Source organism: Paraburkholderia fungorum (assembly GCF_046026025.1).
In the GTDB taxonomy this organism is placed as follows: domain Bacteria; phylum Pseudomonadota; class Gammaproteobacteria; order Burkholderiales; family Burkholderiaceae; genus Paraburkholderia; species Paraburkholderia fungorum_E.
The window spans coordinates 116224-140454 of sequence record NZ_JAQQFL010000006.1 but is presented as its reverse complement, the minus strand read 5'-3'; the positions used below and the strand labels follow the sequence as shown (position 1 = coordinate 140454).

Here is a 24231-nt window from a genome sequence, read left to right as displayed (position 1 = left end):
AATTAAGGATTTCTTCATTCAGCCTCCATGGGCGAAACGGTCTCGCGCAAGCAGCATGGGGTCAGGCGTCGCGCATTACAACGCCCTTCAGGCTCCTGATGCATGGGGTCGGGGAATCACACCCCTGGCCTCTTCATGAAGGCCTTTCCTGATTCAATTTTCCGGAGTAAAGCAAAATGAAAGCTCTTCGAATTGTGGCCGCCAGTGCAATTGTCTTCGCCGTCGGCAGCGCTTATGCGCAAGACGCTTCAACTCAAACACAGCCTTCCCAGGATCTGGTCGCCACCTCGGTCGGCGGTACGCCGTCGACGAGCACAGAAATGGGATCGCCTACCGGCAAAAGCCGCGAGCAGGTCTACAACGAACTGATTCAATCGCAACACAACGGTGAAGCCGACCGCATGCGCGAGCTATTCAAAGGTGGAAACTGAACGCCGGACCCGGCATTGCTTCGCGATCGCCGGATCGCCGGATCGCCGGACCGCCGGACCGCCGGACTGCGGATTCATCGAACATCATGGTGTTCAGAAGCCGGCCCGCTTGACCACGCTTCTGAACTGGCCGGCCGACAGATAGCGCTGAAACCAGGGATTGGTGCGCAATTCGCACAGACGCGACGAGCGTTCAGCCAGCGCCGCCTCGAGCCAATGAAACATCTCGGACGGTCTGGCGAGTCTGGCGTAGATCTCGGCAAGTAGCAGCGGCGACGTGTAGCTCGTGCGATGCCTAACCAGCAGATCCTCCAGAAGCCAGCGCAGAACCGCATCGTGGCCACCGTTCTCCCACTGCGTGCGGATCGCCTGGGCCCGGGCGTGTCCGCCGCACGAGACCAGTGCTTCCGTGGTGGCTTCCACCGCTTCCTTGAACAAGCCTTTTATCTCGAATGCCGTGGCCAATAGCTGATAGATGAGCGGAGAGCGCTCGCTCCGCTCACCGGAAAAATACTCTTTCATCACCTCGTCGTGACGGCCCGACAACACCAGACCGAAGGCCCGCGACCCCTTGAAAGCGAGCGGGTCGATCTGTTCGGCTCGCTTCATTTGCGCGTCTCCATCCGGCTCGCGTCCGATCGCGAGCAAAAGCCTCGCGTACAGTCTGCGAGCCTCGGGATAGCTGGGATTCAGGCGCAGTGCTTCCAGAAACTCTGCTTCGGCTTTTCGCCAGTCCCAGTCGTAGAAGTAGTGAACCGCAGCCATCGCGTGATGCGCCTCGGGCAGCCCAGGATCCAGTTCCAACGCCCGTTCGACTGCCACGCGGGCAAGGGGCCAGCCTTGCTCGGGTGGGAAAAGACCGTGTACGGCCGTCGAGCCATGAAAGTTCGACAGGCCGACATAACCGAGTGCGTAGGTCGGATCGAGCTCGACCGCGCTTTCGAAGTAGGCTCGGCTCCGAAAGAAATCCTCACCGCTGATGGCGTGGTGCGCGGAAAATCCGGCGTCGAAGTGCACGCGCCGGTACCAGAAATACCGGCCGCGCAAGTAGGCGTCGTGCGCGGCGGGCTCGATGGGCAAGCGTCTTGCCAGCATCGTCTGCTGCTGTTCGGTGAGCGTCGGCGTCACTTCGGTGACCAGTGCCGCGCCGATTTCCTTCTGGATATCGAGCGCGCCTCGCGACGTCGGCTCGTGAGCATGGCTCCAGACCTGCACCTGGTCGGCGCAACGGATTAACTGGGCAAGGATTCGGAAGCGTTGACCTTCCTGGGTCAAGGAGCCCTCGAGGACATAGTCCACCGCGAGTTCGCGCGCTATCTCGGCAATGCTTTTTTCGGTGCGTCGGTAGCGGGCGGCGGTGGTTCTTGCGATGACCATCAGCCGCCCGGGCTTTAGCGCGCCGAGGGTGGCGGACGTTTCAGCCGCCAACGCGTCACAGAAGCTGTCCTGCGCAGCGTCGCCGGTCATGTTCGCGAAAGGCAACACGATCACGCGGACTGCGGGGGTTGGGCTGAGTTGGGACTCGGCGGCCGTTGGCGCCTCGATCCCATCCAGCCGATAGCCCTTGCCCTTGACGGTCTTGACGTACTGCGGGTTCACCGGATCTTCGTCCAGCGCGATGCGGATTTTCCGCACGGCGGTGTTCAGGCCGTTCTCGGTGTCACGAAATGAATTGGCTCCCCATAAAGCGCGCACGATTTCCGCGCGAGCGACGAGTTCTCCCTCGCGCGTCGCCAGCAGAATGAGCAGTTCCATCGGCTTGTGTTCGAGACGCACTTCCTGCCCGGCCCGGCGCAATTGGTAGCGGTCGATGTCGAGTTCGAAGTCGGAGAACCTGACGAGTCCGGACGTCTTCATCTGCGCTCCAGGGCGATCGAACCAGCGGGTGACTCCGGACTTTATATTAGGTCACCCGGAGCACGTCCGACGGTCTCTGAGCTTTCTTGACCCAGGCGCGATCGGTCAGTTTGACGAATGCACCGGCCATGACCGCAGCGTTTAACTATCGGGCCGGTCCTTGCGTAACGGTGAGCCGGATTCATGCCGCTCACATAATCGACAGATATTTTCTCGCGCACATGGACTCATTCACCGGCAATGTCTGCATAAATTGAAAGCAATTAGAAAATAAATTGACTTGTTTTTGTCAGAATAATTTCCACCTGAATGCGACACTCGCCACCCTTGGCCATCGGCTGGATTCGAGTTCATGATCCGCTGAATGAGGGCGGAAAATAAGTGGCACTTCCCGAGCCGCCTCAGTGGCTGTAAAGTCATACAGCGTTTTTGCGGCAGGTCCAGAAAACCGGCGCCAAACGCATAGCCACAACGATGTCCCGAATAGTTTGCAAACGCAGTTTTGTAAAACAGGCTTCAAAAGGGGATTCACATGTCAGTTGGCAATTCCGTCGTAGACACGACCACGAGCTCCACCAGATACAAAGTCATCAAGTGGTCGATTATCGGGCTGTGCATCGCCATCGGCGCGCCGCTCGCGATCTTGCTGGTCAAGGGCCTGGTCGGTCTGATCCTCGCGGCGGTGATCGGGCTGGCAGCGATCAACTTCGGTCCTGTGCTCGCCATGAAGTTCGCGAACCAGAAAGTCAAAATGTTCGTGAACGAGGCGAAGTCGAACCCGATCGAGACGCTTTATAACGAACTGGCGGAAAAGCAGGAAGGTGCGGAACGCTTCAAGAAAAGCATCACTGACTTCCGCACCGAAGTGAAAAACTTCGAGGACAAGACTGCACAATTCAAAAAACAGTATCCGGAAGACGCAGCGCGTTTTGAAACTCAACTCGCAACGATGAGAAAACTGCTGGCGTTTCGTGAGGGGCGTTATAAGCAGGTGCAGGACGAACTCAAGCGATTCTCCGACGCGATCGATCGGGCCAAGGCACTGTGGGATATGTCGCAATCCGCGCAACGGATGAACAAGATCGCCGGCATGCAAACCAGCGACACTTTTGCGCAAATCAAAACGGACGCCGCGCTCGACTCCGTGATGAACTCGGTCAACAAGGCATTTTCCGAAATGGAAACCTCGCTGATGGAAAGCGCCGAAGTGCAGCAAGCCAAGGCCGCCACCGAGTTGGGCACCGTCAATTCGCCCGCTCAGCAACTCGGCTCGCCCGCGGCACCCAAATAATCAGGCACGCGCCACTCGACCATTCAACTCGATCAAAAAACAATGAAGAAAATCCTGGGTTCGGTTCTTTTCCTGATCTTGCTGGCTGCCGCTTGGTATATCCACGAGGGCGGCCTGAAAAATCCCCTTAACAGCAGCCAGAGCGCCGACAAAGACACCGTCGCGGCAAACGGGGTGGACATCGGCAACACCACCAATACCACCAATACCGGCAACACCGACGTCAAAACGCCACCCCCCGGCAACCCGGACGGATTCGTGCCCAACAAGGACACGTTGAAATCGATCTTGAGCAACGGCGTCGTACGCGTCAGCGTCGAAAACCCGTCGCGTCCGTTCTACTCGGAAGACAACGGCAAACCGCAAGGCTTCAACGTCGACTTCGCCAATCTGCTGTTCGCACAGAAAGAGTTCACCTCGGGCGACCATTCGATCATCACGGTCGACACGCGTCACGGCGTGGACACGTATCCGGCTGTCCCCGATCAGCTGACGAAAACCGACAAGCAAGGCAATGCCGTTGTCGACGTCGCCATGGACGGCCTGACTTTCCCTGACAACACCCCGAGTGGCGTCGTCTATTCAATTCCCTATGTCGAGGACTTCGGCTATTCGCTGATCGTCGCCAAGGGTTCGCCGGTTCGCTCCGCAGCCGATCTGGCAGGGAAAACGATCGGCGTGCTGCAGGGTGACCCCGACGTGAAAGCGTTTGTTCAGAAAGCGTTTCCGAACAACAAGATCGTCGAACTATCGGATGCGAGCATCGAGGGGCAGCGCTCGTGGATGTCGCACTTCCTGGACGAGCATCAGGTCGACGCCATCGTCTACGACTATCCGTTTGGCGTGTCGGAGATCAAGGGCACTGACCTGACGTTCGCCGTCACAAAGCTGGACGGCTCCAACCTCGCGTACAAAATCGGCGTACGCAAGGAAGACAGCGCGCTTCTGATCTACCTGAACTCCGCGATCGCGAAGGTCAAACAGTCGCCCGCGTATCTGGACCTGCTGCGTAAATACTTCATCAGCGACCAGGTGCTGACCACCGCCGCGACCGGCGGCGAGAAGACGTACGTGGTCCGCGCCGGCGATACGCTCAATGCTATTGCCGCGAGTCAGTTGGGTAGCGGTGCGCGGTTTGTGGATGTGCAGAAGCGCAATAACCTGCCAAACCCCAACCTCATCTTGATCGGCCAGCATCTGATCATTCCGCTGCGCTGACGCGGTAGCGGTTCCTGCCGGACCCTTGCGGCCCGGCAGGAAACACTCTGCCTGACCGGCCAAGGTCGGGACGCCGCACGCCGCTTATTCCCTGTCTTCTCGGTCTTGCAGGGTTCGCGTGCGCGCGTCTGCCCCCAAAAAACCGCCCGCTTTGCATCCATTTCACCCCCCGCTGCGTAAATCCCGTCAAGGACGCGCACCTCCCGCTACACCCAACTAACCGACCGCGCGCTTCCTGGACCAGGAGATGCGCCCATGACTCATCCCGCACCGACCCCTTCATTACCGTGCGGCTCGCGGATTGCGGTCATCGGCGCCGGTATTTCGGGTTTGGCCAGTGCCTGGCTGCTGGCGCGCAAGCATCGTGTCACGCTGTTCGAATCGGCCGCCTACGCGGGTGGCCACACCAACACCGTGGACGTCACGCTCGACGGTCACACGCATCCGGTCGACACGGGTTTCCTAGTTTTCAACGACCGCACCTATCCGAACCTGATCGCGCTGTTCGCCGAGTTGGGCGTCGAGTCGCACCCGAGCGACATGACCTTCTCGGTCTCGCTCGACGAAGGCCGCCTCGAATGGGCCGGCACGAGTCTGAACACCGTGTTCGCACAACGCCGCAACCTGTTCTCGCCGACCTTCATCGGCATGTTGCGCGACATCATGCGTTTCAACGACAGCGCGCAAAGCAATCTCGAACTCGCGATAGAAACGCGCGCGTCAATGGGCGAACTGCTGACGGCGGGTGGCTACGGCTCCGCGTTCCAGCGGCACTACCTGCTGCCGATGGCCGCGGCGATCTGGTCGAGCGCGACCACCGATATCCTCGCTTTTCCGGCCACCACGTTCCTGCGCTTCTGCCTGAACCATGCGCTGCTACAGGTGAACCGGCGGCCGCAATGGAAGACGGTGGTCGGAGGAGGGCGCGAGTACGTGCGGCGCATCGTCGGCACGCTCGACGACGTGCGCGTCGGTACCGCGGTCCGGGGCGTGCGGCGCGATGCCGATGGCGTCGACGTGTTCACGGACATGGGCACGGAGCGTTTTGACGCGCTGGTGCTCGCCACCCACGCGCCGACCTCGCTGCGCCTGCTCGACAACGACGCCGATCAGGACGAGCGCAGCGTGCTGGGCGCCGTGCGCTACCAGCCGAACGTCGCCGTGCTGCATACGGATGCGAATCTGCTGCCGCGCCGTCAGCGTGTGTGGTCGGCATGGAATTACCTGGGGAGCCGCGCGCTCGACGGCACGCATCCGGTGTGCGTCAGCTACCTGGTCAATCAGCTCCAGCCGTTACCGTTCAGGACGCCGCTCGTCGTCACGCTCAATCCGGTGGCGCGGCTCGCGCCGGGCACTGAGCTGCGCCGCTTCGTCTACGATCATCCGCTGTTCGATCTGGCCGCCATCGATGCGCAGCACCGGCTGCCGTCCCTGCAAGGCAAGCGCTGCACGTGGTTCGCGGGCGCATGGACGGGCTACGGCTTTCACGAGGACGGTCTGAAATCGGCGCTGCGTGTTGCCGCCGATTTCGACGTGTCGCCGGCATGGGCCACGCTATGAATCCCGCCCGTGTCGAAGCCGACATCGATCCGCCCGCCTGGCTCTTGACGGGCAAGGTGATGCACGAGCGTCTGCGGCCGAAGCATCACCGCTTCACGTATCCGGTGTTCTATGTGCGCTGCGATCTGGATCGTCTGGCATCGCTCGATAGCGGCTGGTTCGGCATCGACCGCTGGCGCCCGCTGAGTTTGCATCAGCGCGATCATGGTCCGCGCGACGGCAGCGATCTCGCCACCTGGATGCGCGCGCAACTATCCGCCGCGGGCATCGACGAAGCGGACGGCAAGATCTGGTTGCAAGCGTTTCCGCGCGTATTCGGCTATGCGTTCAATCCGGTCAGCTTCTGGTTTTGCCACGACCGCGACGATCGTCTGCGGGCGCTGTTGGTTGAGGTGCGCAACACCTTCGGCGAGCGTCACTGCGATCTGCTGAGCGCTGCGGGGAACACGCCGATCACGGCTGAAACGGAACTCAAATGCCGCAAGGTGCTGCACGTGTCGCCGTTTTGCCGCGTGGAAGGGCGCTACGAATTTCGCGTCAGGCAGACGTCGAACAGTGTGTCGGTCTCGATCGATTACAAGGACGCTGACGGGCTTCTGATTCGCACCGCAGTCGGTGGTCGTTTAAAGCCCATGACGCGCCCGGCAGCATTGGCCGCGTTGCTGCGCCAGCCGATGCTGACCGTCGGCGTCGTCGCGCGAATTCATTGGCAGGCGTTGCGCCTCGCCATCAAGAAAGCGCCGTTCTACGGCAAAAATCCCGCGCCGGGCCGCACGGCCGACGCCTCCACCGACCACACCGCTGCCGGACAAGACCAACCGTCCGCCGCAGCGCGCCCCATTTCGTCCGATTGAGGAGATCCAGCCATGGCGCTTTCAAGAACCCTAAGCGGACATCGAACCGTTCCCGCGTCAGGCCGTCTGTTTCTATCGCTGCTCGAACGGATTCAGGTCGGGCACCTGGTGCTGATCACGCCTGACGGCCAGCAGCGCGTATTCGGCGATTCGCACGCGGCGCCGGGGGCGCGTCTGGAATTGCGCGACTGGCGTGCGTGCGGCGCGATTCTGCGCAAGGGCGATATTGGTTTTGCCGACGCATGGCGCGCCTTCTGGGTCGATACGCCCGATCTGGCCGCTTTGCTGCGCGTTGCCATCCGCAACGAGCACGCGCTGCAACGCACGGTTTATGGCGGCTGGCTCGCGCAACTCTGGTATGGGCTGCGTCATAAGCTGAGGCCCAATACGCGCTCGGGCAGCCGGCGCAATATTCACGCGCACTACGACATCGGCAACGCGTTTTACACACAATGGCTAGACCCGACGTTCACGTATTCAAGCGCGGTGTTCGACGGCAACTTCTATCAATCGCTTGAAGACGCACAGCATGCGAAGTATCAACGCATCATCGATACGCTCGGCTTGTGCGAGGGCATGCGCATTCTGGAAATCGGCTGCGGATGGGGTGGTTTTGCGATGCATGCGGCGCACCAGGGCATTCACGTGCACGGTGTCACGATCTCCGCGGCGCAGCTCGAATTCGCCCGGAAGCAAGTGAGCGATGCCGGGTTGAGCGATCGCGTGCACCTCGAATTGCGGGACTATCGGACGCTGACCGGGCAGTACGACGGCGTTGTCTCGATCGAAATGTTCGAAGCGGTCGGGGAGAAATTCTGGCCGACGTACTTTCGCATCTTGCGCGAACGTCTGCTGCCGGGCGCACGCGCGCTCGTGCAAACCATCACGATCGACGACTCGCATTTTGCCGCGTATCGAGCGACGAGTGACTTCATCCGCGAATTCATTTTCCCGGGCGGCATGTTGCCGAGTCCGCAGCGCTTCATTGAAGCAGCCCGGCGTGGCAAGCTCGCGGCGTACGCGTCGTTGGCTTTTGGGCCTGATTATGCGGAAACGTTGCGCTGCTGGCGCAGTGCGTTCGAAGCGCAGCTCGGTACGATCCAGAAGCAGGGTTTCGACGAGATTTTTGTGCGCACGTGGCGACTCTATCTGGCTTACTGTGAAGCCGGTTTCGACGAAGGACGCACGGACGTGATGCAATTCGTGCTCGCGTCGGCGGACTGAGATGCGCGTACTCGCGGCTCTCGTGCTGATGTTGTGGGCGAGCGCGGCCTGCGCTGACTGGCTCGGCGATGTGCAGTCCGCGAAACTCGTGGGCGAGGGCGATTTCAGCGTGTTCGGCTTCAGGCTCTATCGTGCGCAGATGTGGAGCGAGCGGATACCCATCGACTATGAAGAACGCTTCGTGCTGCATATCGTCTACCTTCGCGGCATCAAGCGCGAACGGTTCGTCGATACGGGCATGAACGAGATCAGGCGTCTCGCGAGCGCACCGATCCCGGCAGACACGTTGACCCGCTGGCGCGCGGATATGATGCAGGCGTTCGTGGATGTCGGTCCGGGCGATCAGCTCAGCGCCGTCTATTTGCCGGGCAAAGGCGTGCGGTTTTACGCCGGCGACCGGATGACCGGCGAGTTCGACGACCCCGCGTTCGCGCGAGCGTTTTTCGGTATCTGGCTCGACCCGTCGACGCGCGCGCCGGCTTTACGCAAGCAGTTGCTCGGAACGGCGCCGTAGGGCGCTTCGCGCTGCGCGGCACGACTCACTTGTGCGTCGATAAAGGCACCCCTCATGAAGCGATGGCTACGACGAAATGCCGGCGATTTGCAGCAGCAGAACAAGATTGAGCGCCAGCACGGCGATCGTGCCGGCCACCGCGGCGATCGTGGTCGAGCGGCGGTTTCTGTAGCGGCCCATCAAATCCCTCCGCGACGTGAACCACACCAGCGCGATCATCGGCACCGGCAGCGCGACGCTCAGTACCACCTGGCTCAACACCAGCGCGCGCGTCGCGTCCACCCCGCAGGCCACCACCACGAAGGCCGGCACCATCGTAATCAGCCGCCGCGCCCACACGGGGATGTGAAAGCCGACGAAGCCCTGCATGATCATCTGCCCGGCCATCGTACCGACGACCGAACTCGATATGCCGGAGGCAATCAGCGCCGCAAGAAAGAGACCCGCCGCCGCGCTGCCCAGCAGCGGCGTGAGCGTGCGCCACGCGGTTTCGATACTGGCGATATCGGCGTGACCGGCATGAAACGCGCTCGACGCCATGATCACCATCGCCATGTTGATGAGCCCCGCGACGCCGAGCGCGGCCACCACTTCGATGTTCGAAAAACGCAGCAGCCTGGTGCACTCGCCTTCGTTGCGTGGCTTCACGCGATTCTGTGTGAGTCCTGAATGCAGGAATATCACATGCGGCATCACGGTTGCACCGATGATGCCGACCGAAATCGTCAACGCATTGCTGTCGGGTATGCCCGGTGTGAACGTATGTTTGACGACCAATGCCCAATGTACCGGCGCAATCAGCAATTCCGCCAGATACGACAAGCCGATCACGCCGACCAGCGCCGCTATGGCCAGTTCGAGCGGCCGGAAGCCGCGTTTCTCGAACTGCAGCAAACCATAGGTAACGGCCGCGGTGATCAGCATGCTCGGCATCATCGGCAGATGCGTGAGTAACGAAACGCCGATTGCGCCGCCGACGAATTCCGCGAGATCCGTCGCCATCGCCGCGATTTCGCTGACTCCCCACATTGCGAGAACGCAACGGCGCGGCAGCGCCGAGCGGCACAACTCGGCGAGATTGCTGCCGGTCACGAGCCCCAACTTGGCCGATAGCGATTGGAACAACATCGCCACGATGTTCGCGACTGCCACCACCCACAGCAGCGTATAGCCGTAGCCGGCGCCCGCCTGAATGTTGGTGGCGAAGTTGCCGGGGTCCATATAGGCGATCGAGGCGACCACCGCCGGTCCGGCAAATGACAGCATTGACCGCAAGCCGCGGCGGCGTCCGGCCAGCGTCTCGCGGATGTCGAAGCAGGTTTGCTCGGTGAGGGTCTGAGGTAAGGCGGCCTGACTCATCGCTTCGTTCATGACGGCTCCTGTACGGCTTCCGGCGTTCAAGGCAAGGTGGATGAAGGCCGGTCAGCGGGTAAGCGCGATCGTCATCGCGGTAACCCGTTGCCGGTGGAGCGGGCAAGCAGCTTGCGTGCTTCCGCCTGCGGGCGTCAGGCGCTCATGTTGAGCGCGCCGTTCACGCCGTTAGGGAAGAAGCCGCCCTTGGTCGCCATCGAACTCGTCAGGTAGACGATGTTGAGAACGTTCCCATAACCGCGGCTGAAGGCGAGCCCGTTGCTGTCGAGCGGCACGATGTTCGAGGAGCCGGCCGTTGCCCCGGTGATGCCCTGATCGTCGTGGCCGTTGTTGTCGAGGCTGTCGCGCGCGGCGGAGATCGCGTTGGCGGCCGTGTAGATACTCGCGGTGTCGACGCCTTTCGCAAACAGCACCGTACGCACGAGCCCCGCGTGATAGGCCTCGGCCGCGAGAATTCCGGCTGCCGCTTCGAGGAAAGTCTTGTTGCTGATCAGCGGCGAGGCGCCTTTATAGGCCGTCACGCCGACGTCTTCGAAGATGAACGCGCCAAGCAGGAAGTTGTTGTCGTTCGCATACGGATTGAAGGCGACCCCTGCGCCGACGAGTCCCGCTGCGCGTGCCGCATTCGAGAATGCTCCGTTCGGATTGGTGCCGCCGATGTCGATCGAAGGCATTGCTACCGCCGCGCTGCCCAAGGCCGTGCGCAGGAAGTTGACGTGCTCGCGTTCGTCGTTGGCGATCTCGTTCGCGTAGGCCTGCACCACAGGGTCCTGGAACGGCACTTGCTGCCCTGGTACGACGGTACCCAGTGTGCCGACGCCGGCAGTCATGCTCGCGGCCAGCCCCGAACCCGTCGTCGCATACGTATAGAACTGCGATTCGAGGTACTCCAGATTCAGTGCGAAGTTCAGTATTTCCGCGTCGGTCGGCGCGCTCTGGGCTGACGCGACCGACCCGGAACCGCCGCCGCACGCACTGATCAGCGTGCCGCCGACCAAACCCAGGCTCAGGCCGCCAGCGTTTCGGAAAAATTGTCTGCGTTGCAGGCGCCGTTCCACCCGGCGGTCAAATACATCGATAAGTTCTGCTGATTTATTGCTGGACTCCGACATGGCGATGCTCCTCAGATGGTTCGCTGCCAATGCCACGGACTCGCGACGCACACGCGCGGAAAGCAGTTACACAGGCGATGCACCAACGCAAATCGCGGACGCAAAAAGAGGCCCCGTTCTTCCGCGAAGAACCAAACGATGCAGGGGAAGAAAGCGAGTCCTCAACCGCCTTTACGGAGCGAATGAGCTGCCAGATGCAAACATCACAAAAGATTTCCGTGTGCGCTTGCAACATGAGCCGGACCGGCTCGACGTAGCCGGGTCCTGGGCGACGCCTGAAACCGCTCGGCGTCGGGTGGAAAGTTTGCCGCGATGCCGGTTCGGGGAGGCCGTCCGGCGATCCTCTGTACAATTGGGTGATCGTCATTATCGACTCACCTCGACCGAATTCATGGCCATTACCTACAAGACTCCCGACGACATCGCCAAGCTGCGCATCTCCGGCCGCCTCGCGGCCGACGTACTGGCGATGATCGGCGAGCACGTCAAGGCCGGTGTCTCCACCGACGAGCTCGACGCACTGTGCAACGACTACATTGTCAAGACGCAAAAGTCGATTCCGGCAAATGTCGGTTATTTGGGATTTCCGAAGACCGTCTGCACGTCCGTCAACCAGGTGGTGTGCCACGGCATTCCCAGCCGGAGCGAAATCCTGGAGGATGGCGACATCATCAATATCGACGTCGCGATTATCAAAGACGGCTATTTTGGCGACACCAGCCGCATGTATTGCGTCGGCCAGCCGAGTACGGTGGCGCGCCAGTTGATCGACACGACCTATGAAGCGATGCTCGCCGGCATCCGCGAGGTGAAGCCGGGCGCTACGTTAGGCGACGTCGGCTATGCGATCCAGAAGGTGGCGCAGCGTGAAGGCTTCTCGATCGTGCGCGACTACTGCGGCCACGGCATCGGCAAGGTTTATCACGAAGATCCGCAGGTGTTGCACTACGGTCAGCCGGGGCAGGGCGCGCGCCTGAAACCGGGTATGGTCTTCACGATCGAACCGATGATCAACGCGGGCCGCGCCGGCACCACGGTGCAACGTGACGGCTGGACGGTCGTCACCAAAGACCGCTCGCTGTCCGCGCAATGGGAGCACATGATTGCCGTGACCGAAGAGGGCTACGAACTGCTGACGCCGTGGCCGGACGGCACCGGCGCTTACGATGCGCCCTGAATGCGGTGGTCAGCGCGCCTCGCGAACCGGCTAGCAAGGCGGCGCGTGCGCGAATTGCCGCGCAATCGAGGCGCGCTGTCTGCACCAGGGACCGGCGCCGCGGTCCGATCCAGTAAATAAGCATTTGACTCGCGCGCCGGTTCGGTTAAAGCTATGCGTTAGGGTTTCAAGGGGTTTTCGTCTGCATGAGTCCGTCATTGACCGTTCGCCGTATCGCCGCTGATCAGGGCGCCGTTTTCCGCGAACTCCGTACTGCGTCGCTGCGCGAGGCGCCCTATGCCTTCGGCGAAACGCTGGAGGACGCGTTGTCGGCAGATGCCGCCACGTTCGACGCCACCGCTGCCGAACACGCTGTTTCGTTTATCACCACCAGTTTCATCCTCTATACCGAAGGCCATCCGGCCGGACTGATCGAAGCATATTTCGACGACACCGCGGCGCGCCGCGCGTTCGTCTGCGAATTGTGGGTGGCGCCAGCCGTGCGTCATCTGCGAGGCGGCGAGCTGCTGGTCGACACCGCCAGCGCGTGGCTCGCCGGCGAAGGCGCGATGGAAATCTACGCGTGGGTTGCCGACGCCAACCGCAATGCGATGCGCTTTTACGAGGCGCTCGGCTTTGGTCCGACCGGTGAGCATCGGCGCGTCGTGCGCGCGCCCGAGCAGGCCGAAAGCCTGTTGGTGCGTCACGTGCCGAGCACGTCTCAGGTGTTTCAACAGTGATCCCGCGAGCGGCGCGTCAGCCTGCCGCTCAAATCCCATCCGCGTCGCTACAGCGTTCACGGCCGAGTTTATGGCCGCGTTTATGGCTTATTGAGCGGCCACGTCATGGGTATTCAGGCCACAGGGGCGCGCTCTCCCGGCGAAAAAACTCGCTCCCGGCCTGTACGCCTGTAAAATACGCAAAATTTTTTGCCGAACGCTATGTCGCCTAAGAAATCGCCCTTTTTCGAACTCCGCAGCGGCTCTGTCGACACGCTCCTGTTTGTGGTTAAGACAACCGACCTCGATGCGATGCGTGCCGAACTGACCCGGCGCTTCGAGGCGACCCCCGAATTTTTCGCTAACGACGTCGTCGCGATCGACGTGCGCCGTCTCGCCGATAACGAACGCGTGCCGCTCGCGGACATCGCGCAACTGCTCGACAGCGTGCGCATGCGCCCGGTCGGCGTGGTCGCCAACGCGCAGCAGGCATGGGCGGCCGAGTCCGCGCTGCCGCTGCTCGAAGCACGCGACCGCCGCGGCGCGGCCGCGAAGTCCGCTGACGAAGAAAGCGCCAATCCCGCGGCTGTGGCGCCGGCGGCCACTGCCGCGACCGCTACGCCGCCCGCCGATCTGTTTGCTGACGCTGCCGGCGGCTCCCTGGAAAACGGCGTCCCGGCCACGGCGGCCGCGGTCGAGCCGGCGCCCGCAGCCGAGCCCGTCCGTCTCGCCACCTCGTCGCAAACCATGGTGGTCGACAAGCCGTTGCGCTCGGGCCAGCGCATCTACGCAAAGGGCGATCTGGTCGTGCTCGGTCTGGTGAGCTACGGCGCGGAAGTGATCGCGGAAGGCAACATCCATATTTATGCGCCGCTGCGCGGCCGGGCGTTGGCCGGTGTGCAGGGCAATCACGACGCGCGCATTTTCTGCACGTGTCTCGAACCGGAACTGATCTCGATCGCGGGCATCTATCGTACGACCGAGAACCCGCTGCCGGCCGACGTGCTCGGCAAGCCGGTGCAGATCTGGCTCGAAGAAGAAAAGTTGATGATCGAACCATTGCGGCTCACCTGATCGACGTGACATGCGCGCTGCCCTGAACCATCACGGCACGCAGCGTTCCACGGCAAATAGGGCCGCACATAATTGACGAATTTGACGAACACAAGGTAAGGGTAATGGCAAAAATCATTGTGGTGACTTCGGGCAAGGGTGGCGTGGGCAAGACGACCACGAGCGCGAGTTTTGCATCGGCCCTCGCACTGCGTGGCAGCAAAACCGCCGTGATCGACTTCGACGTCGGCCTGCGCAACCTCGACCTCATCATGGGCTGCGAGCGCCGTGTGGTGTACGACCTGATCAACGTGATCCAGGGCGAAGCGAACCTCAACCAGGCGCTGATCAAGGACAAGAAGTGCGAGAACCTGTTCATCCTGCCGGCCTCGCAAACGCGTGACAAAGACGCGCTGACCATGGAAGGCGTCGAGAAGGTCATCAACGACCTGATCGCGATGGACTTCGAATACATCGTCTGCGATTCGCCGGCGGGTATCGAATCGGGCGCGCTGCTCGCCATGCATTTCGCCGACGAAGCGCTGATCGTGACGAATCCGGAAGTCTCTTCGGTGCGCGACTCGGATCGTATCCTCGGCATCCTGTCGTCCAAGACCAAGCGCGCGATCGAAAGCAAGGAGCCGATCAAGGAACACCTGCTGATCACCCGCTACAACCCGAAGCGTGTCAGCGAAGGCGAAATGCTGTCGCTCACCGACATCCAGGAAATCCTGCGCATCGACCTGATCGGCGTGATCCCGGAATCGGAAGCGGTGCTGCATGCGTCGAACCAGGGGCTGCCGGCCGTGCACCTCGACGGTACCGATGTAGCCGAAGCCTATAAAGATGTCGTATCGCGTTTCCTCGGCGAGCAGAAGTCGCTTCGCTTTACCGATTACCAGAAGCCAGGGCTGTTGCAGCGCCTCTTCGGCACCAAGTAAGGGGGGCGTACGTCATGTCGATTCTTTCGTTTTTGCTGGGCGAGAAGAAGAAGTCCGCGTCGGTAGCGAAGGAACGCCTGCAGTTGATCATCGCGCACGAGCGCGCCGGCGGCCATGCGCCTGCCGATTATCTGCCTGCGTTGCAACGCGAACTGGTGGCCGTGATTTCAAAGTACGTGAAAATCTCCGATGACGATATTCGCGTGAGCCTGGAACGCCAGGACGACCTCGAGGTGCTCGAGGTCAAGATCGAAATACCGCAAGCGGGTTCCGCATAAAGCGCGGCGCGCTCTGCTTCGTTGCGTCGATCTGACGTGGCGGAATGGGGCGCGTAAGCGCCGTTTTCTCGTTGTGCCTTCTGCTGTTCAATTAGATGCGCGGGTGCGGGTTCTACGCGCCGTCTGCTCCTTCGTCCTCTCCTTGCTGCTCGAACGCGCTGCGCCGCCGTGCCTGCCCGTGCGCGCCCGCACGCTACCATGCCGCGCGGCGAAATAATCCGTTGCACTTCAGCGTGTGCCGTTACACGGCGGCCGTCAGCGCTTTTGTCCCCTCGCGCATTAAACGGATAACGCCGGATTCGGTGTCCAACTACAGAGGGATAACATGAACAAGACCTTTCGCCTGCTGATCGCCAACGCCGTTCTGATCGCCGCTGGTGCATCCGCCATTGCGTCCGCTTCGGCCGAGGAAATCGTCGTGATCGCTCCGTCCGCACCGCCGGCCGTGCGTTACGAAGTCGTGCCGGCGCCGCGCGTCGGCTATGTGTGGGATCACGGTCACTGGCGTTGGGATCATGGTCGCTATGTGTGGGCGGCCGGTCACTGGCAGGCCGAGCGTGTCGGCTTCCACTGGGTGCCGGGCCACTGGGTCGAACACGGCCCGAACTATCGCTGGGTCGAAGGCCACTGGGCCTAAGTCCGGAAACACCAGCATTGTGCGGCGGGGTGGGGTCGAGCCCGCTCGTGCCGCTCTCCCCAGTTTGACGACACAGGCGCCGCGCAAGCGCTCGCCTGTGTTTCAGAGGAACCCATGATGAAAAAGAATCTGCTTTTGATCGCCGTGCTGGCGGTCATGCTGGCCGGTTGCGTAGTGGTGCCGGCGCGGCCGGTTTATATGCGTGCGCCGGCGGTGGTTGTTTACTGACGCGGGGCGCCGTCTTCAGCGCGGACATCGCCGTCGATTTCGTCGCCGACCGTTGCCTCCGGCGCTTCGACTTCGGGGACTTCCGGCACCGGTGCGGGCGCCGGTTGCGGCAGCGGCGCCATATAGCGCTCCGCCAGCGATTCATACAACGGCGGCGCGAACAAACGCGCGACACGGCTCGCAATCAACGCGGTGGCCATCAGCGAGATCACCAGTGCATGACCATCGATCATCTCCATCACGATCACGAACGACGTAATCGGCGACTGCGTGACGGCCGCCAGATAGCCCACCATGGCAAGGGCGATCAGCATCGGCAATTGCATCGAGCAGAACACCATGTGCAGCAGATTGCCGAAGCCCGCACCGATCGACAGCGACGGCGCGAAGATGCCGCCCGGAATGCCCGGCAGATACGAGCCGACCATCGAGATCATCTTGAGAAACGGATAGAACACGGACAGGTGCTCGTGCCCGTCGAGCAGTCCGCGCGCTTCCGCATAGCCGCTGCCGAAGGTCGTGCCGCCGGAGATGAGGCCGACCACCGCGATCACGAAGCCGCACAGCGCGGCGAACGCGACCGGCCGCTCGCCGTGCAACTGGCGCAGCGGCGCCGGAATCCAGCGCGCGGTATTCAGCAGCAGCCAGCCGAATACGCCGCCTGCAATGCCGGTGACGATGGCGGTGAGCACGACGGCCACCGCCAGCAGGTCAGGGAAATGCGCGCCAATCTGGATGGTGCCGAAATAGGTGTAGTTGCCGTTCAATCCGAGGGCGATCACACCGGCGATAATGATCGCCGTAATCAGCACGCCGCTCGCGCGGGCTTCGAAGCTGCGGGTGAGTTCCTCGATCGCGAACACGATGCCCGCGAGCGGCGTATTGAACGCCGCGGACAAACCCGCTGCCGCACCCGCGAGCACCAGTTGCCGTTCGATTTGCGCGTTCGAGCGCGGATACAGCCGCCGCAAATTGAACATCAGCGCCGCGCCGACCTGCACGGTCGGTCCTTCGCGGCCGATCGTGAAGCCGCCGAGAATCGCCAGAAACGACACCGCGATCTTGCCGAACAGAATCCGGAACGACAGCAGCCGTGCGCCGAATTCGCCGGGTTTGGAATGCAAGGTGGCGATGACTTGAGGAATGCCGCTGCCTTCGGCGCCACGGAAGAATTTGCGCGTGAGCCAGACGGCGAGCGCGGCGACCGCGGGCGTGACGATCAATGGCGCCCACACATGCTGTTGCTGCACGGCGCGGAATTCGCCATAGCCCCAGTCGATGAGTCTCGCATAAAGCACTGCCACGAGGCCGACCGCGATCGCGCCGAGCCAGAAGATGCCGTATTGCCGCCACAGGCGCCTGGCGCGACGCACGATGCTGGAGGAAAGTGGAGGAAAGGCCCGGGACATAAGGGATCTGCTGGCGCAAAGAGTGGATTATAAAGCGCACCGCATCGACAGAACGGCATGAAAGTATTTGGAAATGCAACAAAAATAGTTTTGTAAGCTCTGCAATGTAATCCGTTGTATTAATGCCGCGATGTTGCACCGCCGTGTTCAGCCAGGATTATCCCAATCGTCGGCTAAAATAGTTTGATGTTTGAATAACTAACAGGTCCTCAATGAAGCGAGTCCTTATCGTCAAGGTCACTTCACTCGGCGATATCGTGCAGGCGTTGCCAGTCGTCGCCGACATCAAGCGCGCGTTTCCCGGCGTTGAAGTCGACTGGGCGGCCGACGAAGCATTCGCCGAAGTGGTGCACTGGAGCGAGAGCGTGGACCGCGTGCTTTCCGCTCCGCTGCGCCGCTTCAAGAAGGCGCGCCACTGGGGCGATTTCAAGGCGATCGCGGCGTCGATCGCCGAATTGCGCGCCTACCGCTACGACTTCGTCGTCGACATTCACGGTGTGTATAAGAGCGCGATCATCGCCTTTCTGGCTCGCTCGTCCAAGCGTATTGGATATCAGTCGCGGGATCTCGGAGAGCGGGGCGCCGCATTTGCCTACACCGGGCGTTTCGGTCCGCGTCCGCATTGCGATGCATGGCATGGCATGCGCATCAGCGCGAGTGAGGCGCTGGGCTACAAGGTCGAAGGCCCGCCCGCTTACAATCTGCACCTGCCCGAGCCGGCCGTCGCACCCTTTGCGGCTAACAGCGCGCCCGTCGCGGCGCTGTTTCACGCCACTTCCAAAGACGACAAGAAGTGGCCGCTGCCTCATTGGGTCGCGGTTGGCCGCGAGTTGACGCAGCGCGGTTTTCAGGTGGTGCTGCCGTGGGGTTCGGAAGGCGAGCGCGCCGAGGCGCAGCAAATCGCGTCGCAGGTACCCGGTTCTACCGTCCTGCCCAAGCTGAGCGTGACCGAAGTCGCGCAGATGATCGACGCATGCGCGTTGGTGGTCGGTACCGATACGGGTCTTGTTCATCTGGCGCATGCCTTGCAGAAGCGCACAGTCATGATTTTTGTCGCGACCTCGCCGTCGCATTGCGGCATCGACGCGCCGTTCCGCTCGATTTCGATCGGTGACGGCCGGTCGATACCGTCGGTCGCCGAGGCGCTGGAGGCGATCGATTATGTGCACAGCGAGTCGCGCGCCGTCGCCATGCAGCACGGATCAGCCGCCGCCTGAGCGCAACTTCGCCGCGCGCTCGCGCAATCGTTTGGCGGATGGTTCGGCTATTCGTTTGGCTAAAGAAAAGAGGCGCGACGCACAGTCGCCCAATCAAACGAGCGCTGCCACGGAACGCCTCCGAAAAACGCCCGCGTCGGGGAACTACGGGCGGAGAGGAATCACTGCAATGAACAAACTGACTCAGACACTGAACGGCCACCGCAGGTGGTCGACCCAGTTCTAAACAGACCGCCGGCCGGCTGCCAAGTTCAATGGTGTATTCATCGAGGCATGCCGCGCGCGTGCCGGCAGAACCGTGGGCCGCTCACCGGCGTCTCGCCGCCGGTCTCTCACGACCGCGCTCTGCATTCGGATAAGCATCGCGCATTACATACCTGTTAAATCTGTCGCTTTTCGTAGGGTGCCTAATCAGCTACTCGCGTGGTTTTGCGCGTGATTGCCGGGCTTGTTACGGCACCGGGAGCGCGTACTCGATCGCTACCGCACGCGTCTCAAACCATGCACCCGCCACGGGCAAGGCTTGCACACGACACGCATATTCAAACCAGTATAGGTGCTGTTTTCGTCTGATGTGAATCTGTTCTCGCCATGCTTCGGCGCAACCGGATTCGGGGCGCGAACGTGTAACACCTCAGTGATCTTCCCTTACAAATGGCAACGTTCGCGCGAGGCAGGGTCGTGTTCAATCGAGTCATTCGGGGTTTCGGCTCGAATGACTCTGACTCGAAGGAGAACAATATGAAACGCTTAATCCTGACCCTGATCGCAGGCACGCTGCTGGCAACGGCGCTCGGAGGCTGCATCGTTGCACCGGCGCCTGGCTATTACTACGGCGGCGGTTACTACCATCACGGTTATTACTACCGGTAACGGCCTGCGGCCCGTGTTGGGCCAGACGCAATGCCAGATTCTGACGGCTGCCGCCTGCCTGCACAGGCAAGGGCGGCCGCTTCTTCAGATGAGATCGGCTGCTTCCGGCTACCGCGTTCGACCGGGCAGGTGCCGGCGCCGCGGTGTTCGGCTGCTTAGGCGAGCAGCATTTCGAAAGCAATCACCGCGGCAATGGCAGCCGCGTTCGCAGCCAGCGCTTCCACGACGATGCCTTTCCACGTCGCGGGACGAAAACGCAAAGCCAGCAACAGCGAACCTAGCAGCGCCAACGCGATGATCATCACGATGTCCGCGTTGTGAAGATGAATATTCATCAGAGCCTCCCTGCTTGCCTTAGGGTTATTGGAATCGAGTATAGGCAAGTCAAAAAGACGCGCAAGGCAGGGGATTTACCAGCGCGCCTTTACCCTGATCACATCAGATGCGAATCACGCGTCTCGCGCATGCACAGCACGCCAATCATACTGACGGCCGCCGCAATCGACACATAAGCGCCCACCCACGGCAGCCCGCCATGCGCGGCCAGCACCTGCGCGATATACGGCGCGACTGACGCACCGAGAATCCCGCCGAGGTTGTAGGACACGCCCGCGCCGGTATAGCGCACGTTGGTCGGAAACAGTTCCGGCAGCAGCGCGCCCATCGGCGCGAAGGTCACGCCCATCAGGAACAGTTCGATCACGAGGAACAGCAGCACCAGCGGCGTCTGTCCGCTGCCGAGCAGCGGTGCCATGGTGAAGCCCGACAGGATCGCCGCGACGATGCCGACGATCAGCACCGGCTTGCGGCCATAGCGATCGCTTGCCCAGGCCGACAGCGGCGTGGCGAGCGCCATGAACACGACCGCGATGCACAGCATGCCGAGGAAAGTCGGCCGCGGAATATGCAGCACCGACACCCCGTACGACAACGAGAACGTCGTGGCGTTGTAGAACAGCGTGTAGCAGACCACCATGGCCAGTGCGCCGAGGAGGGTGGGGAGCCAGTGCTGCGAGAACAGCGTCGCGATCGGCACCTTCACGCGCTCCTCGCGTTCGATGGCCGCCTGGAAGGCCGGCGTCTCGGCGATCTTCAAACGCACGTACAAGCCGAGCGCGACCAGCACCGCGCTGACGAGGAACGGCACGCGCCAGCCCCAACTGCGGAATTGCTCGTCGCTCAGCGACAACGCCAAAGCGAAGAACAGACCGTTGGACGCCAGAAAACCGATCGACGGCCCCAGTTGCGGGAACATCCCGAACCAGCCGCGTTTGCCGGCCGGCGCGTTCTCGGTGGCGAGCAGCGCGGCGCCGCCCCATTCGCCGCCAAGACCGATACCCTGGCCGAAGCGCAAGACGCACAGCAGGATCGGCGCGAGGCTGCCAATCGAGTCGTAGCCCGGTACGAAACCGATCAGTGTGGTGGACACGCCCATGACCAGCAGCGAGGCCACGAGGGTCGACTTACGGCCGATCCGGTCGCCGAAGTGACCAAAGATGAACGAGCCGATCGGCCGCGCGACGAACGCGATGCCGAACGTGACGAACGCCGACAAAGCCTGGGCGGTCGCCGAGCCGTGCGGGAAAAATACCGGTCCGATGACGAGCGCCGCGGCGGTCGCATAGACGTAGAAATCGTAGAACTCGATCGCGGTGCCGATGAAGCTCGCGAAGATGATTCGCGCGCTGCTGTTCTGCCCGGCCGCGTTGGGCTGGGCCGCGGAAATCGGCGAAGTGGACATGCAAGGTCTCCAGGTGTCGTGATGCCGTTGGGCGCCGGACTTTTACGTGCGGGCGGCGCGAGCTTGGATGGCATCTTTGTTTAAGTTCGTGCGCTTCGGCGCGTCTTGCATGGCGGTTGAAGCCATGCTTGGCGCGGGCGACGATGCGACAGCTTACAACGGCGGCTGTTGGGTGTCAGCGTTGCGTGTCAGGCAGGCGGCCTACGCGGGTGGCGCGGCGCTGCGTTCAATCGATGGTCTGCGCTTGCGGCGAGGCGAACTCGCGCAACTGGAATTTGCCGTCGTCGTTGAAGAGCCAGTCCTCGAACAGTTCGACTTGCCCACGGCCATTCAGCAATTGGCCGGGCGGTTGCGGCAGCGGCGAGGCGCGCCGCAAGGTGGCGAGCGCGGTGCTTTCGGCATCGTCGTCGCCATTGGTGCGATACACCGAAGACGCCAGCACCTGGCCATTGCGATCTACCGTGAACGAGACCACCACGAGCGAGCGCAGCATGGCTTGCGGGGTGCCGTGCAGCACGTAGGACGGGCTGCGTTCGATGATGCGTCTGGCGACCGCGCTGCGATATTGATCGAGCGTCGCGCTGTTGACGGCGGCCGCCGGCGTGATGATAAGCGGGCGATCCGGCGGTGTGATGGTGCAGCCCGCCATGACCGTGAGCACCAGAACCGAAGTTGCCGTCAATCCGGATGCCGAAGCCACGCGATGTGGCTGCGATAACGGCGCGCCAACGCGGTAAGCGAAGGGTCCGGTCAAGCGGCGAAGGTGACGCGCGAAGGTGAACATCGTCGTGAAAAGCACTGGGCTGGATCTAATTTGATGGTAGTCAAAAAGCGCCAGGATGCAATTGTCGTTCACCCGCTCCGTGCCATTCGAACGCTTGTAATAGGCCGAAATATGACCGGATTTCTCTTCGGCGAAAACGGGCCTACACTTCGTTTGCCTCTTTCGGGAGGCATCGGTGGAAGTCTTTCATTTAGCCCGCTTCGCGCGGGCTTTCTTTTTTTGCGCGGCGCTTTGCGCAATCAACGCGATCAATCCCACCACGAAAACAAAAAAGGCGAACCCGTCGATGAGTTCGCCTTTGTTTTTGCGCCGCCTGTTGCCTTACTTCAACGCTGCCCGTGCGGCCTTGACCGCGGCAAGCACCTGCTCCGGCGCCGTGCCGCCCGCATGGTTGCGGCTCGCCACCGAACCTTCGAGCGTCAGATACGAGAACACGTCTTCGCCGATCAACTGCGCGACATTCGGCAGTTCCTTACGCATTTCTTCCAGCGTCAGGTCGGCCAGGTCACAGCCGCGGTCGGCGCACACGCGAACCGCCAGCGCCACCGCTTCGTGCGCATCGCGGAACGGCAGGCCGCGCTTGACCAGGTAGTCGGCCAGATCGGTGGCCGTGGAGAAGCCTTGCAACGCGGCGTCGCGCATGGCTTGCGGCTTCACCGAGATGCCGGCGACCATTTCAGCGAAGATGCGCAGCGTGTCCGCGACCGTATCGACGGTGTCGAACAGCGGCTCCTTGTCTTCCTGGTTGTCCTTGTTGTAGGCGAGCGGCTGGCCTTTCATCAACGTCAGCAGCGCGATCAGATGGCCGTTCACGCGGCCCGTCTTGCCACGCGCGAGTTCGGGCACATCCGGGTTCTTCTTCTGCGGCATGATCGACGAACCGGTGCAGAAACGGTCGGCCAGATCGATGAAGCCGACGCGCGGGCTCATCCACAGCACGAGTTCTTCGGAGAAGCGCGACACGTGCGTCATCACCAGCGCGGACGCGGCCGTGAATTCGATCGCGAAGTCACGATCGGACACGGCATCCAGCGAGTTCGCGCAGATGCCGTCAAAGCCCAGGGTCTTCGCCACCGCATGACGGTCGATCGGGTAGCTGGTGCCGGCCAGCGCGGCCGCGCCCAGCGGCAGACGGTTCACGCGCTTGCGGCAATCGACCATGCGTTCGGCGTCGCGCGAGAACATTTCGACGTAAGCCATCAAGTGATGGCCGAACGTGACCGGTTGCGCGACTTGCAGGTGCGTGAAGCCCGGCATGATGGTCGACGCGTTCTTCTCCGCCATGTCGAGCAGGGCGGTGCGCAATTCTGTGAGCAGACCGCCGATGCGGTCGATCTCGCCGCGCAGCCACAGGCGGATGTCGGTCGCGACCTGGTCGTTGCGCGAGCGGCCCGTGTGCAGGCGCTTGCCGGCGTCGCCGATCAGCGCGGTCAGGCGCGCTTCGATGTTCAGGTGGACGTCTTCCAGATCGAGTTGCCACTCGAACTCGCCTCGCTCGATTTCACCCTTGATCTGCGCCATGCCGCGTTGGATCGCGGCGAGGTCGTCGGCGGCGATGATCTTCTGCGCGGCCAGCATCGAGGCGTGCGCGAGCGACCCTTCGATATCGACGAGCGCCAGACGCTTGTCGAAGAAAACCGACGACGTGTAGCGTTTGACGAGCTCCGACATCGGCTCCGAGAAGCGAGCCGACCAGGCTTCGCCTTTTTTGTGCAGTTGGGACGTCATGGTGTTGGGCAGTTAAGCGGCAGTTGAGCGAGCGG

Annotated in this window: 23 protein-coding genes; 15 read left to right on the top strand and 8 right to left on the bottom strand. The window is 62.0% G+C overall.

Annotation, left to right across the window (positions count from 1 at the left end; genetic code table 11):
• The first annotated feature begins 176 nt into the window (after nucleotides 1-176).
• A complete protein-coding gene (locus PQR67_RS09515; protein WP_408457499.1) occupies nucleotides 177-431 on the top strand; it encodes a DUF4148 domain-containing protein in 255 nt (84 codons plus the stop codon).
• Nucleotides 432-524: 93 nt separating this feature from the next.
• Here PQR67_RS09515 and PQR67_RS09510 read toward each other — a convergent pair whose 3' ends face one another.
• On the bottom strand, nucleotides 525-2288 hold the full coding sequence (locus PQR67_RS09510) for a winged helix-turn-helix domain-containing tetratricopeptide repeat protein (RefSeq protein WP_408457496.1): 1764 nt from the start codon (nucleotides 2286-2288) through the stop codon (nucleotides 525-527).
• A 532-nt stretch (nucleotides 2289-2820) separates the two neighbouring features.
• Here PQR67_RS09510 and PQR67_RS09505 point away from each other — a divergent pair.
• From PQR67_RS09505 to PQR67_RS09480, 6 genes are all read left to right on the top strand, one after another.
• Nucleotides 2821-3579 (top strand): hypothetical protein, encoded by a 759-nt coding sequence (locus PQR67_RS09505; protein WP_408457493.1) that lies wholly within the window; start codon nucleotides 2821-2823, stop codon nucleotides 3577-3579.
• Between the two features lie 42 nt (nucleotides 3580-3621).
• Nucleotides 3622-4797: a transporter substrate-binding and LysM peptidoglycan-binding domain-containing protein gene (locus tag PQR67_RS09500; protein WP_408457490.1), complete on the top strand. Its 1176-nt coding sequence runs from the start codon at nucleotides 3622-3624 to the stop codon at nucleotides 4795-4797.
• Between the two features lie 255 nt (nucleotides 4798-5052).
• Complete coding sequence (locus PQR67_RS09495) at nucleotides 5053-6357, top strand: NAD(P)/FAD-dependent oxidoreductase (protein WP_408457488.1); 1305 nt, start codon at nucleotides 5053-5055, stop codon at nucleotides 6355-6357.
• On the top strand, nucleotides 6354-7211 hold the full coding sequence (locus PQR67_RS09490; protein WP_408457485.1) for a DUF1365 domain-containing protein: 858 nt from the start codon (nucleotides 6354-6356) through the stop codon (nucleotides 7209-7211). The genes PQR67_RS09495 and PQR67_RS09490 overlap by 4 nt, the downstream gene beginning before the upstream one ends.
• Before the next feature lie 12 nt (nucleotides 7212-7223).
• Nucleotides 7224-8435 carry a class I SAM-dependent methyltransferase gene (locus PQR67_RS09485; protein ID WP_408457482.1) on the top strand — a complete coding sequence of 404 codons (1212 nt, stop codon included), beginning with the start codon at nucleotides 7224-7226 and terminating at the stop codon, nucleotides 8433-8435.
• 1 nt (nucleotide 8436) lies between these two features.
• Entirely contained in the window at nucleotides 8437-8949 is a 513-nt protein-coding gene (locus PQR67_RS09480) for a chalcone isomerase family protein (protein WP_408457480.1), read from the top strand.
• A gap of 66 nt (nucleotides 8950-9015) precedes the next feature.
• Here PQR67_RS09480 and PQR67_RS09475 read toward each other — a convergent pair whose 3' ends face one another.
• Together PQR67_RS09475 and PQR67_RS09470 are read right to left on the bottom strand one after the other, a co-directional pair.
• The gene (locus PQR67_RS09475) at nucleotides 9016-10320 is read right to left on the bottom strand and encodes an Nramp family divalent metal transporter (protein ID WP_408457477.1); all 1305 of its coding nucleotides are present in this window, start codon (nucleotides 10318-10320) and stop codon (nucleotides 9016-9018) included.
• A gap of 134 nt (nucleotides 10321-10454) precedes the next feature.
• Nucleotides 10455-11432 carry a ferritin-like domain-containing protein gene (locus PQR67_RS09470; RefSeq protein ID WP_408457474.1) on the bottom strand — a complete coding sequence of 326 codons (978 nt, stop codon included), beginning with the start codon at nucleotides 11430-11432 and terminating at the stop codon, nucleotides 10455-10457.
• Between the two features lie 391 nt (nucleotides 11433-11823).
• On the opposite strand from PQR67_RS09470, the gene map reads away from it, so the two are divergent.
• The 6 genes from map (at nucleotide 11824) to PQR67_RS09440 (ending at nucleotide 16216) form a co-directional block, all read left to right on the top strand.
• Nucleotides 11824-12609, top strand: coding sequence for a type I methionyl aminopeptidase (map, locus tag PQR67_RS09465; protein ID WP_408457471.1), 786 nt, complete (start codon nucleotides 11824-11826; stop codon nucleotides 12607-12609).
• 185 nt (nucleotides 12610-12794) lie between these two features.
• On the top strand, nucleotides 12795-13328 hold the full coding sequence (locus tag PQR67_RS09460; protein WP_408457468.1) for a GNAT family N-acetyltransferase: 534 nt from the start codon (nucleotides 12795-12797) through the stop codon (nucleotides 13326-13328).
• A 201-nt stretch (nucleotides 13329-13529) separates the two neighbouring features.
• A complete protein-coding gene (gene minC, locus PQR67_RS09455) occupies nucleotides 13530-14381 on the top strand; it encodes a septum site-determining protein MinC (protein WP_408457465.1) in 852 nt (283 codons plus the stop codon).
• A gap of 104 nt (nucleotides 14382-14485) precedes the next feature.
• A complete protein-coding gene (minD, locus tag PQR67_RS09450) occupies nucleotides 14486-15301 on the top strand; it encodes a septum site-determining protein MinD (protein WP_027799748.1) in 816 nt (271 codons plus the stop codon).
• A 14-nt stretch (nucleotides 15302-15315) separates the two neighbouring features.
• On the top strand, nucleotides 15316-15579 hold the full coding sequence (gene minE, locus PQR67_RS09445) for a cell division topological specificity factor MinE (protein WP_408443294.1): 264 nt from the start codon (nucleotides 15316-15318) through the stop codon (nucleotides 15577-15579).
• 325 nt (nucleotides 15580-15904) lie between these two features.
• Nucleotides 15905-16216, top strand: coding sequence for a hypothetical protein (locus tag PQR67_RS09440; protein ID WP_408457461.1), 312 nt, complete (start codon nucleotides 15905-15907; stop codon nucleotides 16214-16216).
• 221 nt (nucleotides 16217-16437) lie between these two features.
• Here the strand turns inward: PQR67_RS09440 and PQR67_RS09435 are convergent, their stop codons facing one another.
• Nucleotides 16438-17853, bottom strand: a complete 1416-nt coding sequence (locus PQR67_RS09435) for a chloride channel protein (RefSeq protein ID WP_408457458.1) — start codon at nucleotides 17851-17853, stop codon at nucleotides 16438-16440.
• Nucleotides 17854-18065: 212 nt separating this feature from the next.
• Here PQR67_RS09435 and waaC point away from each other — a divergent pair, with 212 nt between their 5' ends.
• Both waaC and PQR67_RS09425 read left to right on the top strand, forming a co-directional pair.
• Entirely contained in the window at nucleotides 18066-19070 is a 1005-nt protein-coding gene (gene waaC, locus PQR67_RS09430) for a lipopolysaccharide heptosyltransferase I (protein ID WP_408457455.1), read from the top strand.
• Between the two features lie 741 nt (nucleotides 19071-19811).
• Entirely contained in the window at nucleotides 19812-19943 is a 132-nt protein-coding gene (locus PQR67_RS09425; RefSeq protein WP_255246783.1) for a hypothetical protein, read from the top strand.
• A 155-nt stretch (nucleotides 19944-20098) separates the two neighbouring features.
• Here PQR67_RS09425 and PQR67_RS09420 read toward each other — a convergent pair whose 3' ends face one another.
• The 4 genes from PQR67_RS09420 to argH form a co-directional block, all read right to left on the bottom strand.
• Nucleotides 20099-20278 carry a hypothetical protein gene (locus PQR67_RS09420; RefSeq protein ID WP_408457452.1) on the bottom strand — a complete coding sequence of 60 codons (180 nt, stop codon included), beginning with the start codon at nucleotides 20276-20278 and terminating at the stop codon, nucleotides 20099-20101.
• Between the two features lie 98 nt (nucleotides 20279-20376).
• On the bottom strand, nucleotides 20377-21684 hold the full coding sequence (locus PQR67_RS09415) for an MFS transporter (protein ID WP_408457449.1): 1308 nt from the start codon (nucleotides 21682-21684) through the stop codon (nucleotides 20377-20379).
• 226 nt (nucleotides 21685-21910) lie between these two features.
• Nucleotides 21911-22333, bottom strand: coding sequence for an energy transducer TonB family protein (locus PQR67_RS09410; RefSeq protein WP_408457739.1), 423 nt, complete (start codon nucleotides 22331-22333; stop codon nucleotides 21911-21913).
• A gap of 456 nt (nucleotides 22334-22789) precedes the next feature.
• Entirely contained in the window at nucleotides 22790-24196 is a 1407-nt protein-coding gene (gene argH / locus PQR67_RS09405; RefSeq protein ID WP_408457446.1) for an argininosuccinate lyase, read from the bottom strand.
• Nucleotides 24197-24231: the final 35 nt, after the last annotated feature.